The sequence below is a fragment of the Dyadobacter sediminis genome (assembly GCF_005860765.1).
Taxonomy (GTDB): domain Bacteria; phylum Bacteroidota; class Bacteroidia; order Cytophagales; family Spirosomataceae; genus Dyadobacter; species Dyadobacter sediminis.
In genome coordinates this window covers 1-15,475 of the sequence record NZ_VCEI01000030.1, presented here as the reverse complement: position 1 = coordinate 15,475, position 15,475 = coordinate 1, and the positions used below count along the sequence as shown (strand labels likewise).

At 38.4% G+C, this 15,475-nt stretch carries 13 protein-coding genes; 12 read left to right on the top strand and 1 reads right to left on the bottom strand.

Annotation, left to right across the window (positions count from 1 at the left end):
- Positions 1–2 precede the first annotated feature (2 nt).
- Positions 3–632: a DUF305 domain-containing protein gene (locus FEM55_RS21445; protein ID WP_082217961.1), complete on the bottom strand. Its 630-nt coding sequence runs from the start codon at positions 630–632 to the stop codon at positions 3–5.
- A 641-nt stretch (positions 633–1,273) separates the two neighbouring features.
- Between FEM55_RS21445 and FEM55_RS21440 the strand changes: the two genes are divergently transcribed.
- From FEM55_RS21440 to FEM55_RS21390, 12 genes are all read left to right on the top strand, one after another.
- Positions 1,274–1,894 carry a recombinase family protein gene (locus FEM55_RS21440; protein ID WP_138283453.1) on the top strand — a complete coding sequence of 207 codons (621 nt, stop codon included), beginning with the start codon at positions 1,274–1,276 and terminating at the stop codon, positions 1,892–1,894.
- A gap of 105 nt (positions 1,895–1,999) precedes the next feature.
- Entirely contained in the window at positions 2,000–3,115 is a 1,116-nt protein-coding gene (locus FEM55_RS21435; RefSeq protein ID WP_138283452.1) for a type II restriction enzyme NmeDI-related protein, read from the top strand.
- A gap of 44 nt (positions 3,116–3,159) precedes the next feature.
- Positions 3,160–4,407, top strand: coding sequence for a PDDEXK family nuclease (locus FEM55_RS21430; protein WP_138283451.1), 1,248 nt, complete (start codon positions 3,160–3,162; stop codon positions 4,405–4,407).
- 202 nt (positions 4,408–4,609) lie between these two features.
- Positions 4,610–4,975, top strand: a complete 366-nt coding sequence (locus FEM55_RS25250) for a recombinase family protein (RefSeq protein WP_229209371.1) — start codon at positions 4,610–4,612, stop codon at positions 4,973–4,975.
- A gap of 35 nt (positions 4,976–5,010) precedes the next feature.
- Positions 5,011–5,214 (top strand): hypothetical protein, encoded by a 204-nt coding sequence (locus FEM55_RS25245; protein ID WP_229209370.1) that lies wholly within the window; start codon positions 5,011–5,013, stop codon positions 5,212–5,214.
- A 137-nt stretch (positions 5,215–5,351) separates the two neighbouring features.
- Positions 5,352–5,648 carry a recombinase family protein gene (locus FEM55_RS21420; RefSeq protein WP_138283450.1) on the top strand — a complete coding sequence of 99 codons (297 nt, stop codon included), beginning with the start codon at positions 5,352–5,354 and terminating at the stop codon, positions 5,646–5,648.
- A 282-nt stretch (positions 5,649–5,930) separates the two neighbouring features.
- Entirely contained in the window at positions 5,931–7,721 is a 1,791-nt protein-coding gene (locus tag FEM55_RS21415; protein ID WP_138283449.1) for an AIPR family protein, read from the top strand.
- The gene (locus tag FEM55_RS21410) at positions 7,718–9,361 is read left to right on the top strand and encodes a site-specific DNA-methyltransferase (RefSeq protein ID WP_138283448.1); all 1,644 of its coding nucleotides are present in this window, start codon (positions 7,718–7,720) and stop codon (positions 9,359–9,361) included. Before FEM55_RS21415 ends, FEM55_RS21410 begins: the two co-directional genes overlap by 4 nt.
- Positions 9,362–12,031 (top strand): DEAD/DEAH box helicase, encoded by a 2,670-nt coding sequence (locus tag FEM55_RS21405; RefSeq protein ID WP_138283447.1) that lies wholly within the window; start codon positions 9,362–9,364, stop codon positions 12,029–12,031.
- Positions 12,032–12,239: 208 nt separating this feature from the next.
- Positions 12,240–12,932, top strand: coding sequence for a DUF3800 domain-containing protein (locus FEM55_RS21400; RefSeq protein WP_138283446.1), 693 nt, complete (start codon positions 12,240–12,242; stop codon positions 12,930–12,932).
- Between the two features lie 662 nt (positions 12,933–13,594).
- The gene (locus tag FEM55_RS25240) at positions 13,595–13,954 is read left to right on the top strand and encodes a recombinase family protein (protein ID WP_229209369.1); all 360 of its coding nucleotides are present in this window, start codon (positions 13,595–13,597) and stop codon (positions 13,952–13,954) included.
- 592 nt (positions 13,955–14,546) lie between these two features.
- Positions 14,547–15,413: a sacsin N-terminal ATP-binding-like domain-containing protein gene (locus FEM55_RS21390; RefSeq protein ID WP_138283445.1), complete on the top strand. Its 867-nt coding sequence runs from the start codon at positions 14,547–14,549 to the stop codon at positions 15,411–15,413.
- The last annotated feature ends 62 nt before the right edge of the window (positions 15,414–15,475 follow it).

Sequence of the window (15,475 nt, the reverse complement as noted above, 5' to 3'; positions counted from 1 at the left end):
TTTCATTTATTTAAGAATAAGGACATTTGTTCAATTTCAACCTGCTGTAAGGAAATAAGTTGTTTGGCAAAACCGGTAATCAGCTGATCACCGGAATATTTTAATATGATTTTGGCCATATCAACAGCGGCCTGGTGATGCGGGACCATCACAGCTGCAAAAGCATGATCAATATCTGTCAGCTGCTCATTTGAAGGCATGGTGTTCATCATGGTCTGCATCGATTGGTTCATAGACTGCTGGTAACCGGAGGGCATTTCTTTGTCCGTTGCAGAAATTTGCTTTAACCACAGGTTCATCTGCTGGATCTCACTGGTTTGCTCAGTCAGAATACTTCTGGCGAGCTGTATCATGTTAAAATCTTTGCCATGCTGAATTTCATACTTTGCCATGGCTACGGCACCTTCATGATGCGGTATCATCTGCTGTATAAAATCAGATTCCGGTGAAGTGGCTTTTGGCAGTTTACTCATTTGTACCATCATGGAATCCATCAGGGTAAGGAGCATGTTTTTACCTGCCGACGAATGCTGATGATGCATCTGCATAGATTGCGCTTTAACGGGCCTGATGGCTGTAAGCAACGCTAATACCAGCATTATTTTGAACGTATTAAATATTTTATTTTTCATGTCTTTCAGATTTAATAGTAAAACTAGGAGGATGAGATTTATTTCCTGCAGCGGCTTTTGTTAAAACCGGCACATTGGAAGCTAAAAGCGGCAGAATTCAGGCTGATTACTATATTGGAAATGACGGAAGATCCAGATGTGCTGCGCATTACGCATGGGAGTATGCAGGATTATCAAAACCGTCCCTGCCGTAGATCTGATGTTCAGATAAATTGACCGTACAGGAACCATAGCCACCCAGAAGCGAATCCAATCATCCACCAGCCTTGGTGCAGACGAACGATACGAACAGATTGCAAAAACATATTCTGAATTTATTAGGCGCTTTCCCCCAAGCCTGATTCCTTCCTACCCGGGGATTTCAGCTGAAACACTGAGTCGGATTTGTTTTTCTATACTTACTACACGAGCCTGTTCCATAAGTGCAGGCTTTTTTGTTGGACGTTCACATATAGAAAATATCTATGTGAAATTTTAGCTAATTTATTCGGTGGTTAAACTGTACTCTCAGACACCTTGACTTTACTTCCCTTTTAGTTCTTGAAACAGCCATTTCTGGCATTTTAAAATTACAGATTTGTGGTACACCAAAACTATTTACTGTATATTGCAAACAACCACGTTAAACTGTACTATTTGGAATGGTGATTGGATACATACGGGTTTCAAAAACCGAGCAGAATCAGGACCTGCAATTTGACTCTCTTAAAAAAGCAGGTTGTGAGAAAATATATCATGAAAAAATCTCAGGTGCTACCATGCAAAGACCTGAATATACCAAGATGATTTCCGAGCTTCGTAAAGGAGATGTTATCGTTGTCTGGCGAATCGACCGCTTGGGAAGAACAACTTACGAGCTCATTAAGCTTATGGTGGAATGGAAAGAAATGGGAGTAGACTTCCGGAGTATTTCAGAAGGGATTGACACTTCTACCAAAATGGGCCGGCTCTGGTATATGCTCAGCTCGGTTTTTGCTGAGAATGAAAGAGAAGTTTTGATGGAGCGTACCCTGGCAGGTATGGAAGCAGCACGAGCCAGAGGCAGGGTAGGGGGACGACCAAAGGGACTCACTCAAAAATCAAAGGAGCTTGCAGGCTTAGCTGCGACTCTGTATTTAAGTAAGAAGTATACAACCATGCAGATTTGTGAGCGGTTAAAGATAGGAAGCAAAGCTACCCTTTATAATTATCTGCGGCATGAAGGTATTGAGATTGAAGGATGGGTGCGTAACAATAAGAAGGAAATGAAATTTTTAGCGTAAAATTTCAAAGCCGAATACTAATTACCAACTCCTGAGATATCATCCTGCTTTTTGTACTTTCTGTAAATTTAATTCACCTTTGATAGAACATGTTCCTTATATCAAATGGCATACTACGTTACTATATTTTCACCTGATACGTACAATTTATTTACAAGCTCAGAGAGGTCAATTTCCGGCTTTAGGGAATCGCAAAAATCGCAGGCGAGTGTAATTAAAAAAGGAGATAAACTCATTGCTTATGTGACTAAACTCTCACGTTGGGTCGGTGTACTTGAAGTAACCGGGGATTATTTCATTAGTAACACTCCGGTGTATAGTTTAGAAGACGATGTATATACGCTTCGTTTTCCCATTAAGGAGATCGTATGGCTTCCTCTGGATCAGTCTCTTCCTATTGATAATGATGATTGCTGGAATAACCTCAGTTTTACCAAGTCTCTTCCTAAAAAAAGTTCAGCATGGACCAATATGGTAAGAGGTAATCTACGCCGCTTTGAGGAGGTTGATGGAGCATGGATTGAGACATATCTGATAAATCAAATAGTAAATCCAACAGTATTTGGTTTAAGTGACACCGATAAGAAGAAGCTTGCGTCTATGACTGTCAAGACTCAGGATAGCAAGGAGGTAGAAGTGTCGGTGCCCACAAAAGAGGAACATGAAAATTCAACGGATAGCCACAAGGACGATATTCGGGAGTCAATCAAGGTTCAGGCCATGCTTGCAAAAATTGGAGAAAGAATGAATTTGAAAATCTGGCTTCCCAAAAGCGATAGGCAGCGGGTACTTGCTGTATGGAAACCTGAAAGTGGTTCTTTGCTTGAAGCGCTTCCTTTGAACTATGATGACACAACGCTTAAAACAATTGAAAATATCGATGTTCTTTGGGTGAAAGGCCGATCAATCGTACGTGCTTTTGAGGTAGAACATACAACTTCAATATATTCAGGAATCCTGAGAATGGCTGATCTGATGGCTTTGCAACCTAATTTAGATATCCGTGCGCATATTGTTGCTCCTACTAACAGAAAAAGCAAGGTGATGCAGGAAATTTCACGTCCAGTTTTTGCTTTGCTGGAAAAAGGGCCATTGTCAGAATCATGCACATTTATTTCTTACGAAGCCGTTGAAGAATTAGCGAAAGAAAAAAGGCTGGAGTATATGACTGATAAAGTACTTGACGAGTTTCAAGAATATGCTGCGGAGTCAGAGCGCTAGATGCATTATTTAAAAAAATGGTCAACAGCTAATATTAGAAATGTATGGTAACGAAAGGTAACAGACAAAATGGTCAGCCCATGCTGATTAAAAATAATATAGTAAGCATTACTGAACGGATCCCCTTATATACAAATGAGTTTAGTGAAAGCTGGATACAAAAGATAATACACGAAAATGCCGGAATACTTCCTATCAGTGATATTGAATCCGGATTTGCACCTGCACTTTCTATCGGAAGGGAAGTAAAAACAACTGCCGGTTATATTGATAACCTGCTGATTTCGCCTGAGGGCTACATTACAATCGTTGAAACAAAACTCTGGCGAAATCCGCAGGCCAGAAGGGAAGTTGTAGGGCAGGTTCTTGATTACGCCAAGGAATTAAGCAAATGGACTTTTACCGATCTTGATGATGCATTCAAACATGTTAATCAGAATCCTGAAGGGCTGATCTCAGTGATTTGCAGGCAAGCCGAGTTTGCTGAAATGGATGAGCATACAATGATTGATAACATCAGCAGAAACCTGAGAAGGGGACGGTTTTTGCTGATGATCGTTGGGGATGGTATACGTGAAAGCGTTGAAGAAATGGTCGAATACCTTTCACAGTCTCCGCAATTGCATTTCACGCTGGCATTAGTTGAACTCCAGGTCTATAAATTAAGTAGTGATGCGAATTCTTTGCTGATTATTCCTCAGATAGTTACCAGAACCCGTGAAATTACAAGAGCTATTGTCCGTATAGAAGGTGATTATACGGATGGTCTAAAAGTCAATATAGATACGAACTTGGGAGTTGAAACAGCACAAACCCAAAAACAGTCATATGGACGGACCACACTGACTGCGCAAGATTACTTTGAGCAACTGGGCCAAAATACAGATCAGTCCAAAGTGGATTTTGTAAAAAGAGTAATTGCTGACAGCAAAAAAATTGGTCTTGCAATTGTATGGAACATAGGAAGCTTTGGGCTGCAATTTCCTGATCCGTCAAGGAGTGGAATAAATCTGAGCATTCTGACAATTAATAAAAAGGGCCATATTCAGTTGGGTTATGCTGAAAAGCAACTCATCTCTTTAAATATTCCTCTTACGATCAATCACAGCTTTTGTGCTGATACCGCTCAGATGTTTGCTGGAATAGAACAAAACAGAGATAAATTGGAAATCTGGAATAAAAACAGTACTATTTCAGACCTGATACCGCAATATGACCGATTTATGCAAAGGATAGAGAAATATTTGGAAGAGGTCACAGTAGCGGGACAAAATGCTTATTCTTCAACATAGATTTCATTCAATTGAGAATTACCGTAGACATACTGGTGTGTCGAAAGCGTAAAAAATTGGACAAGCTCATTTAGAGAGAGTTATGAAAAGGGTACCTTAAAGTAAGCGGTAGCTATGATAGTAAATTATACCCTAATTTTACCGCTTAATTGTATAATTAAATATTAAAAAGTACCCTTAACCTAACTTTGTGATTTTTGCTATGATTTACGCCTATATCCGGGTCTCCACAGACAAACAAACCGTAGAAAACCAACGCTATGAAATTTTAAAATATTCATCCAGCAAAAGAATACATGTTGATGATTGGATTGAAGAAATTGTAAGTGGCAGCAAACGACCGGAAGACCGGAAGCTGGGCAATGTTTTAACAGGTTTAAAGAAGAATGATATTTTAATAGTCAGAGAGCTTTCCAGGCTTGGCAGAAACCTGATGAAAGTTATGAGCATCCTGCATATTTGTATGCAGAAGGAATGCAAGGTGTTTGCCATCAAGGAAGGATACGAACTGGGCAATAATATTTACTCGAAAGTACTGGCTTTGCTTTTTCCCTTTCAGCTGAGATAGAACGTAACCTGATATCCCAGCGAACAAAGGAAGCGATGGCACGCATGAAAAGTGAAGGCCTGCCGATAGGCCGTCCGGCTGGCTCTTTATCAAAGCAGACCAAACTGACTGGCAAGGAAGATACGATCAGGGAATTATTGGACAAGAAAGTTGGTGTGTCTACAATCGGAAGGATCCTAGGCGTTAACCGGCTAACAGTTGAAAGCTACATAAGAACCAGAAAGCTTAGAGAAGATTAAAGTGTACGGCGAATTCCTGAATTTGTTTTGGCTAAATTCAGGAATTCGTTTTAATCGCTATACAGGATCTGCAATTTGACTCCATTAAGAAAGCAGGTTGTGAAAAAATTTATCATGAATAGGGATCAAGAGCTTCCATGCACAGACCTGAATATACCAAGATGATTTCCGAGCTTCGTAAAGAAGATGTAATAGTTGTCTGGAGAATTGACAGTCTGGGAAGAACAACCTATGAGCTGATCAAGCTGATGGTGGAATGGAAAGAAATGGGCGTAGACTTCCGGAGTATTTCTGAAGGGATTGATACTTCTACCAAAATGGGACAGCTTTGGTATATGCTCAGTTCAGTTTTCGCTGAAAATGAGAGAAATTTTGATGGAACGTACCTTAGCAGGTATGGAGGCTGCACGAGCACGGGAAAGGGTTTGTGGTAGGCCAAAAGGATTGACCCAGAAATATAAAGATTTGGCAAGGCTAGCAGCTACATTGTATCTAAGTAAAAAATACACAACGACTCAAATTTGTAAGCAATTGAAAATTCGCAGTAAAGCAACTTTGTATAATTACCTAAGGCATGAGGGGATCATTATTGACGGCTGGAGTAGAGCAGTGACAACTTATGCAAAACATTAAAGAACAAATAGACTGGTTGCTTCTAAAAAAAGGTACTTTTGGTACAAAATTTAAGTTCAATCCTCCTAAGACAGTCAATTAACATGAGCAGCCTCTCAAATTCTCACTTGGACTTACTCAAAGCCGAATTAAAATATGCTTTTGTTCCCCACCTCCCGCCGCTGCTTGAAGAGAAACCACAAGATCAACAAGAAGGGAAGAACCTATCAAGAGCATTTAGCGCGTTTGCCCTGGCAAGCATTTGTGAAATTTCGCCTGAGCTAGCATGTAAATCGGTGGTGGATGATTTTGGCGATAATGGTATTGATGCGATATTCTATCATGCACAGCAGGATACACTATACTTAGTTCAATCGAAATTAAAAGCTTCAGAAATGTTTAAGCAAGAAGATGCGATGTCTTTTTGTCAAGGAGTTCAAAAGCTTATGCGGCAAGATATTGAGGCATTTAATAAACATGTGAAAGATAGACAATCTGAAATTGAACAAGTTATCGATAATTGTAATGCTATTAAATTAATTATAGCTTATGTTGGTGAGGGAATTTCAAATCCAGCTATCAACGTTTTAAATGATTTATTTGACCAAGAAAAGTTCCTTGATGAAAGGTTGGTTAGACCTTTTATCAAATTTGACGCAGCACAGGTTTATAATAATCTGCTAGACAGGAAAGCGCTTCCAAAGATTAATGTAGACCTTAAGATAAGTAGTTATGGATCAGTTCAATTTCCGAAAATCACATTTTTTGGTTTGATACCACTAATTGCACTAGTAAAACTACATAACGACTATGAGAGTAGTCTTTATGAAAAAAATATCAGGTCGTTTCTTGGCCAGAAGACAGACGTAAACATTGCCATACGGAATACGTTATTCGAAACGCCTCTTGATTTTTTATACTTCCATAATGGTGTAGCAGCTCTTTGTGATGAAATTAAAACAAAATCGGCTAGGAATAACGAGAAAAACCTAAGAATCAGAGGTTTATCTATTATAAATGGTGCGCAAACAATTGCGTCAGCGGCACAATTTTTAAAAGATCATCCAGAAGCAGATATAACGGCGGCCAAAGTTTTTATTACCCTTATCAAGTCATCCTCAGATAGTGAGTTTGGTAAAAAGGTTACAAAGGCGCGCAACCATCAAAATTCTGTTGCAATTTACAATTTCGCGGCATTAGATGATATTCAGGAACGATTAAGGAAAGAGCTTGCATTTTTAAAGTATACTTATATTTACAAGGCTGGTATATATGAGGGGGTAACAGATGTAGCCTATCTTCATATCAATGAGGCTGCATCTGCATTAGCATTATTCTCTACGGACCCACGATTTGTAATTACTCTCAAAAGAGAACCATCCATTTTGTTAAATATTGACTCGGAACAATACAAGCATATTTTTAGTAGTGTGACTTCACAGCAAATCATTGACGCAGTATGCTTTTTAAGATACATTCAAGTGAGAATTAATTCTGAGGTGTCCTCATCACAAAATCCTCATGATCGATTGATTTATAAGCATGGGGCATTCGCAATTGGATGGATATTGGCCAAACAGATATTTCAACAACAAGCAGGACATGCAATAATGGATGGGTCAAAGTTAGAAGCACAATTAAGTGTTCCTTTTGATGAGTTACGGCAAGTCTTTTTAGATGAAACAAAAAAACAACTACTATATAAGGGACCTCTGGCTTTTTTTAAGAGTCAAACAGACGTCATTCCCTTGCTTATCACTGTCCTGATAAAGCATTTTAAATTGGGAGATGATCAAATCATAAAGAAAAAAACTCAGAGGCCTGGACAACCTTATCAGATGGATCTTTTTGATTATTTAATTAAGAAGGCTCCGCAGATTGGTAATTTAACATGAATAGAAATCAGCGACTTGAGCTCACCTGGGTGGGTAAAGATAATCGACCAAAATTGGAACCCAGAATACTTTTAGAGGATCCAAGTATTTCCTATCACGCAAAACATAGAGTAACTGACAATGATTTGTTTGATAATAGATTAATATATGGCGATAATTTATTGGCATTGAAAGCACTAGAGGCTGATTACTCTGGAAAAATAAAATGTGTCTTTATTGATCCCCCTTATAATACCGGTAGTGCTTTTACGCATTATGACGATGGGTTGGAGCATTCGATCTGGCTTTCTATGATGCGAGATCGAATTGACATTATTAGAAGGCTGCTAGCAGATGATGGTTCTTTGTGGATTACGATTGATGATAATGAAGCGCACTATTTAAAAGTAATATGTGATGAAATATTTGGCAGAAGAAATTTTATAGGAAATATTGTTTGGCAAAAAGCTTACAGTGTAAGAATGGATGCGAAGTCTGTTAGTATGGATCATGATCATATCCTTGCATATCGAAAAACAGAAGCTTTTTCGATGCAGAGACTCAAATTTGATCAAGCGGACAAGCAATTCAATTTATTTGACGAACGGACGCAAAGATATTATCGGAGGCGTTCGTTGCGAAAAGAGGGCTCAAATTCACTTAGAATTGATCGACCTAACTTATTTTATCCAATTATTGCTCCTGACGGTATAGAGGTTCTACCTATAAAACCCAACGGTATTGAAGGAAATTGGCGATGGGGTCAAAGTACTTATTTGAAAAATATTGAAGAACAACCTGATTTGGTGGAGTGGGTAAAAGTCAAAGATAGGTGGGAGCTTTATGTTAAACAATACAAAGAGGATGATTCAACTCGGCCCGCTTCTTCTTTTTGGCCCTCGAATGAGGTAGGACACAACCATGAAGCAAAGGAAGAGGTTAAAGCTTTCAACCCTGCAGATGTATTTTCCACTCCTAAACCAGAGCGGCTTCTTAAAAGGATTTTGGAAATTTCCACGAATGCCGGTGACCTAGTTTTAGATTCTTTCGCGGGGTCTGGTACCACCGGTGCAGTTGCACAAAAAATGAGACGGCGATGGATCATGATTGAATTGGGGCAGCATGCTAAAACACACATTGTTCCCAGACTAAAAAAAGTAATTGATGGTAATGATAAAAATGGTATTTCTAATGCTGTTAGCTGGAATGGTGGTGGAGGTTTTAGGTATTATCAATTAGCTCCATCTTTATTAGAACAAGATCAATGGGGTAATTGGATTATTAACAAGTCCTACAATCCGGAAATGCTTACTGAGGCTTTGTGCAAATTGGAAGGGTTTAAATTTGCTCCTAGTGAGTCGGTATATTGGAAGCATGGGTTTTCCACTGAGAATGATTTTCTTTATGTTACTACATCAGTATTGACTCACGAACAACTTCAACAGCTTTCCGAAGAAGTTGGCGCAGATCAAACACTGTTAGTTCTTTGTCCTGCGTTTCGTGGATCGGGAGATTATTATAATTTGACAGTTAAGAAGATACCAAAACATGTTCTAAATCGGTGTGAATGGGGACATGATGATTATAGTCTCAGAATTGAAAACTTAACACAAGCCCCTCTGGAATCTGGTTATCAGCATAACCTGTTTAACGTTAAATAAATGAATCGACATGTAAATGCTATATCAGGGCGACTAAGTTTACGCGCTCCACAAAAAAGGTCCTTAGAACTCCTTGACCGGGTTACTGAACTAATTGAATTACAGAAGAACGTCGATTTAGAAGTTGCTCTTAATGCAATGAGAACAGAGTTTCCATCGATTTCAGATTTTGAACGAGAATTTCCTTCAGTTTGCTTTTCATTGGCTACTGGTGTTGGAAAAACTCGCCTGATGGGAGCATTTGTAGCATATTTGCACTTAGCACATGGAATAAATAATTTTTTTATTCTCGCGCCATCCTTAACTGTTTATGATAAACTTGTAACTGATTTCACTCCGGGAACGCCAAAATATGTATTTAAGGGTATTGCCGAGTTTTCCACAACTCCACCGGAAATTATTACTGGTGAGACATATGGTGAAAGAGTTGGCACCTTATTTGATGATGCCTATACATGTAAGATAAATGTTTTTAACATCTCAAAAATTAATTCCGAAGTAAGAGGGGGTAAAGCTCCTAAAATTAAACAGTTGTCAGAATACATTGGAATAAGTTACTTTGAATATCTGTCTGCTCTACCGGATCTTGTCTTGTTAATGGATGAGTCACATAGGTATCGTGCTAGTGCAGGTGTGAGAGCCATCAATGAGCTCAAGCCGATTTTAGGTCTAGAGTTAACTGCAACACCATTTATTGAGACTTCCCGTGGAAATGTTTTGTTCAAGAATATCATATATGATTATCCATTAGCTGATGCAATGGCGGATAGCTTTGTAAAGGAGCCTGCGGTTGTCACAAGAAAAGATTTTAGTCCTATTGGGATGAGTTCCGAAGCGATTGAATCAATGAAGCTCTCAGATGGAATTCGCCTTCATGAAAGTGTCAAGGTTGACTTAGAAACATATGCTATAGAAGCTGGAAGACCAGTAGTTAAACCGTTCATATTAATAATTGCCCGCGATACATCACATGCTGGGCTATTGTTACACAATATAAAATCTAATAGTTTTTTTGAAGGCAGGTATTCAGATAAGGTAATTCAGGTTGATTCTAGTACAAAAGAGGATGAGGTAATAAATAGACTTTTGAAAGTAGAAAATTCAGATGAGCCTACTGAAATTGTAATACACGTTAACATGTTAAAGGAGGGCTGGGATGTCACAAACCTTTATACAATTATTCCTCTAAGGGCAGCGAACGCAAGGACTCTTATTGAGCAATCGATTGGTCGAGGTCTCCGACTTCCTTATGGCAAGAGAACTGGGATGGCCTCTATTGATCGGCTTAACATTATTGCTCACGATAAGTTTCAGGAGATTGTTGACGAAGCTCGCAAACCAAATTCTTCAATCAGAATAAAATTATTGATGTTGGACCAAGAACAGCTAACAAGAAAAGCGGAAATTATTATTTCTCAGTCATCATTGGCAAATCACCTTGGTTTAAATCCGTCATTGTTAATTAATAACACATACTTATCCGAATTAAATACCACACCAATTTTTACTAAGCCAGGTGATCAAAAGGTAGCACAAATTACATATTCCATTATACGAAAATTTGAGAACCAACCCAATGTTGTTAGCCATTTAAATTATTTATTGGATCCGTTAATTCAAAAGGATATAGCTCGATCTGTTAGAGAGCAATTGCCATCTTCACAATTGGAACTCGAATTGAATTACCCCGGAATTTCGGTAGAAGACATTGTTAGTCGAACAATTAAAACAGTAAATCAACAGAGTATAGATATACCGTTTATATTGGTTATTCCAAAGGGCCAAGTTGAAAGTGGCTTTAATTCATTTGGCCTAGAATTAAGTTCATTAAAATATCCACCAGTTTCGGATGACTTATGGATACAACATTTGAGAACTGGAAAAAGAGACGTCATATCTTTGATAGATAACGATGATAATGAGATAACGCTGGAAAAGTTAATCGTTGAGGCACTGAATGATTTCGATGACATATTTTATGAACAGCAGTCAGATCTTCTTTTTGATTTAGCCGGCCAGACCATTCGACATCTTCAAACTTATCTTTCGTATGAGGATATCAGAAAGGTTGTTCTCGTATATAAAAAAAATATTGGTCAATTTATCCATGCACAAATGCAGAAACATGCATGGACCAAATCTGATTCGGGTTATGAGGTAATAGTCAATAAGGGATTTACTGAGCTTAAACCAAGTGCTTACAAAATTCTTCAAGGAGATCCTATCATAGACTATCAAATTTCTCCTTCGGATAAAAGTAATATGTCAAAGTATTTATTTAAAGGATTTTCAAAGTGTCTATACGCAATTCAAAAATTTGATTCTGAGGCCGAAAGAATTCTTTCAGTAATTTTGGAACGTGATGCAATTAAATGGTTTAAGCCGGTAAGAGGTCAATTCCAAATCTCTTATCGAGATGAGTTAGGTGTGTCTGAATACCAACCGGATTTTGTTGCAGAGGCCAACGATTTGATATATATGCTTGAAGCAAAGCGAAAGAGTGAGATTGATGCCGCTGTGGTATTGGCAAAAAAACATGCGGCCGAAGAATGGTGCAGCAATGCGACTGAATATGCATTAAAGCACAATGGGAAAAGGTGGATTTATGTCCTTGTTCCTCATGACGTCATATCAGAAAATTTAACGCTTTCTGGATTAACCACAATATAAAGTTAGTTAATAGATTTGATTACGTGTATTTCATGTGAATTGTGCTTCCGACCAACGTTAGAGATTTGCATTTCTAATTGCTAGATATGCTATTTACATAATGGTTATCATTAGGATTTATCTAAAAATACGTTAACTTTGTATTGCAGTTGAGAGGTCTGACTAATTTAGACCGTGAGAACATGGTTTCTCCTTAACTGCCTTTTTTATGCATCTACTCTACGCCGATGAATCAGGAAATACCGGTGATGCTGCCCAAACCTACTTTGTTTTAGCCGGTATTTCGCTGTTTGAAAGACAAGGATATTGGCTTGCCAATCAGTTAGATAACTTGGCTAGGGAGATAAATCCTGCCGACCCTAGTAGCATTGAGTTTCATGGTAGCCCAATGTTTGGTGGTAAAGGAATTTGGAGAAAGCACATGAAGGCAGATAGGTGCCGAATAATTCGTGAGGCGCTAAAAATCTTTGCCTATTCTCATCAATCGAATAGAATTTTTGCTTGTGTAGTTGATAAGACAAAAATTTCTCCCAATGACCCTGTCGAGTTTTCCTTCGAGCAACTTGCTAGTCGATTTGATCATTATTTATCCAGACTTCACAAAGAGAACAACGCGCAGAGAGGTATTATCATCTTTGATAAGTCTACATATGAAACAACCATTCAAGGCTTAGCAACTGACTTTCGCACAATTGGACATAAGTGGGGTGTTTTAAGAAATCTTTCTGAAGTGCCGTTATTTTTAGACTCAAAAGCGTCGCGATTAATACAGTTAGCAGATCTTATTGCTTACTCAATATTTAGACAGTACGAGCACGGAGACGATGATTTCTTTTCAATTTTTCATGATCGTTTCGATGAAGTTGGTGGGGTGAAGCACGGGCTTTGCGAGCGGCTATAATAATTATAAGATTTTAACCTACAAGTTTGTAGAAAAGGGCAACAGAAAATGTATTCTTGATACTAAGTTCTGTTGCCACAAAAGTGGTGAGTCCTGGCGTCGAACCAGGCCCCTGACTTTGCAATTTGTATGTAAACACTATCAGCAGTTAGTTGGCAAACTCACCCTCGACGCCAACACCACCACAAATTAGCAACATCAGGTTGCTTAAAAAAGCCAGGCATAACCCTGTTAATAAATGTATTACAATAGTTTTCGTCATTTCCATAAAACTAGATTTAGGGTGAATAAGTACATGGCTAATTGTAACCACTAACACTTCCTTCAAATGCCACTCTACAAAAAACTCTGAAAGGGTTTCCAGACCTTAACAGCATCGTATTTATGTTATTTCATCCTTAAATATAAATTTTTATATTGAATATAATATTGGTAGGGAATAATTAATGTGTTTAATGGCTGCTATTCGATCCATTTCTGGAAAGGTTAGCTTTCCATGAACGTATCCTGTAATTTTTGGTTATTCTTAAGCTCTAAACCAAATAATATTTTGTTGTATAGCAGCTACTATGTTGAGTGCAATCTAGAATTAATAGGCTGTCCACATACATACGACCGTATATATGTGGACAAAGTGTTCTGAAATTATTGATTTTACCGGCATGAAAAAAGCCGTCGCATATTTTCGAGTCTCGACAGATCGCCAGGGAAAGAGCGGCTTGGGTCTGGAAGCGCAGCACGAAGCGGTTCATGTGTTCGCACAACATCAAGGATACCAAGTCACAGCTGAATTTACCGAAATTGAGAGTGGTAAAAAGAATGAGCGGCCGCAGCTGATGAAGGCTTTATTGCTGTGCAAAAAACAGAAAATGACGCTGATCATTGCGAAGCTGGATCGGCTTGGTCGGAATGTTGCTTTCATTGCCAATTTAATGGAAAGCAAGGTTGAGTTCCTGGCAGTCGATAACCCACATGCAAATCCCTTGATGGTGCATTTACTAGCCGCATTTGCTGAGCATTAGCGGAAGCAGATTAGTACTCGGACGAAAGAGGCATTGCAGGCCGCGAAGCGCGGTGGTGTGAAAATTGGTAAGCATGGCCGGGAGATTGAAAGTAAAAAGAACGCGCAAGCTGCAAGTCAATTTGCAGAAACTATGCGATCAATTGTCGATAAATTGAGAGCAGAAGGCAGTACAAGTGTGCGCGGGATCTCAGACGAGCTAAACCGACGAACTATTAAGACGTTTCGGAATGAGGGGAAACAGTGGCACCGTACATCAGTCCATCGCTTGCTAAAACGTCTTTCTGTTTAAAGCAATATTTTTCACAAACTCAGTCAATGGCGTAAATGTGAGACGTTGATTTGTGAGATGACAATTTGAGAAGTTTAAAAATCTTTCAGAGTGCAAATCCTATTCACAAGATAAGTTTTCCCTACCCCATTATGATTTAATCCGTCGCTCTGATTGGACATTTTGTGGGCCTATTAAATAGGCCCGCCCTACAAGTATATTTTCAAACATACTTACTCTACAACAATACAAAATGCGTATTTTATATTGAAAGTGCGTCAATCAACAAGTTATAGGCAATGGTAAACCGACACTTCAACGAATGAACATACAGAATAAACTTAGAGACCTTAAAGACCAAAAGAGTTATAGTATTCCTGCGAAAAGGGTAATGGAACATTTGAAACCTATCCTAAGCAAATCAAACGACTTGCGACAAAGATGGATGTGGGAATTACTTCAAAATGCAAGTGATTTAGGCGACAATGTAAAAGCAAGATTTGAGATAACTGCTGACAGACTTAAATTTAGCCACAACGGAAAGCCGTTCTCATTGGACGAAGCATATAACTTAATTATGCCCGACTCTACCAAAGATGACGAAACAACACACAAAAAAAGTGTTATCGGACAGTTTGGGACAGGTTTTATTTCAACACATATACTTTCCAAGATAATTCAAATTGAAGGAATAATAGAAGATGACCAGCAACTTTACAGCTTCAATTTTCACCTTGACAGAAGCGAAAGAAACGACAAGGATTTTTTAATTCAGTCAATTAAAGACGCAGAAACTGAGTATCGGGAAAACCTTAAAGAAATTGACGAACTACCAGAAGATGAATTTCAAACGTCATTTACATATCATATTGACAACGCCTATTCTTCTTTGAAAGGGAAAGAAATTGTAAATGATGGAATTGAAAGTTTCAAAGAATTAATTCCATACGTTTTGACTTTTAGACCTCAATTAGAAGAAATTGAAGTTATTGACCGCAGGATTACAACAACCAAATTAACATTTAAACGTGAAGAAGTTGAAAGTGATATAGAAGACCTCATAATCATTAAAACTGTTTGCCATAAAAATGGCAAACACATTGAGGACAGAATAATCGGAAACATTGTCTTGACCCCTTATAAGTTGGACACTTTTTCAATAATAGTTGTGTCACAAACCATTGCTTGATCCCACTTTTGTTGGGGCGTCACGAAACCGATTGAACGATGCAGGCGACTTTCATTGTAATG

Excerpts from the sequence above, each read along its gene's own strand:
- FEM55_RS21445 (WP_082217961.1), bottom strand. The coding sequence starts at position 632 with ATGAAAAATAAAATATTTAATACGTTCAAAATAATGCTGGTATTAGCG.
- FEM55_RS21440 (WP_138283453.1), top strand. The coding sequence starts at position 1,274 with ATGGTGATTGGATACATACGGGTTTCAAAAACCGAGCAGAATCAGGAC.
- FEM55_RS21435 (WP_138283452.1), top strand. The coding sequence starts at position 2,000 with ATGGCATACTACGTTACTATATTTTCACCTGATACGTACAATTTATTT.
- FEM55_RS21430 (WP_138283451.1), top strand. The coding sequence starts at position 3,160 with ATGGTAACGAAAGGTAACAGACAAAATGGTCAGCCCATGCTGATTAAA.
- FEM55_RS25250 (WP_229209371.1), top strand. The coding sequence starts at position 4,610 with ATGATTTACGCCTATATCCGGGTCTCCACAGACAAACAAACCGTAGAA.
- FEM55_RS25245 (WP_229209370.1), top strand. The coding sequence starts at position 5,011 with ATGGCACGCATGAAAAGTGAAGGCCTGCCGATAGGCCGTCCGGCTGGC.
- FEM55_RS21420 (WP_138283450.1), top strand. The coding sequence starts at position 5,352 with ATGCACAGACCTGAATATACCAAGATGATTTCCGAGCTTCGTAAAGAA.
- FEM55_RS21415 (WP_138283449.1), top strand. The coding sequence starts at position 5,931 with ATGAGCAGCCTCTCAAATTCTCACTTGGACTTACTCAAAGCCGAATTA.
- FEM55_RS21410 (WP_138283448.1), top strand. The coding sequence starts at position 7,718 with ATGAATAGAAATCAGCGACTTGAGCTCACCTGGGTGGGTAAAGATAAT.
- FEM55_RS21405 (WP_138283447.1), top strand. The coding sequence starts at position 9,362 with ATGAATCGACATGTAAATGCTATATCAGGGCGACTAAGTTTACGCGCT.
- FEM55_RS21400 (WP_138283446.1), top strand. The coding sequence starts at position 12,240 with ATGCATCTACTCTACGCCGATGAATCAGGAAATACCGGTGATGCTGCC.
- FEM55_RS25240 (WP_229209369.1), top strand. The coding sequence starts at position 13,595 with ATGAAAAAAGCCGTCGCATATTTTCGAGTCTCGACAGATCGCCAGGGA.
- FEM55_RS21390 (WP_138283445.1), top strand. The coding sequence starts at position 14,547 with ATGAACATACAGAATAAACTTAGAGACCTTAAAGACCAAAAGAGTTAT.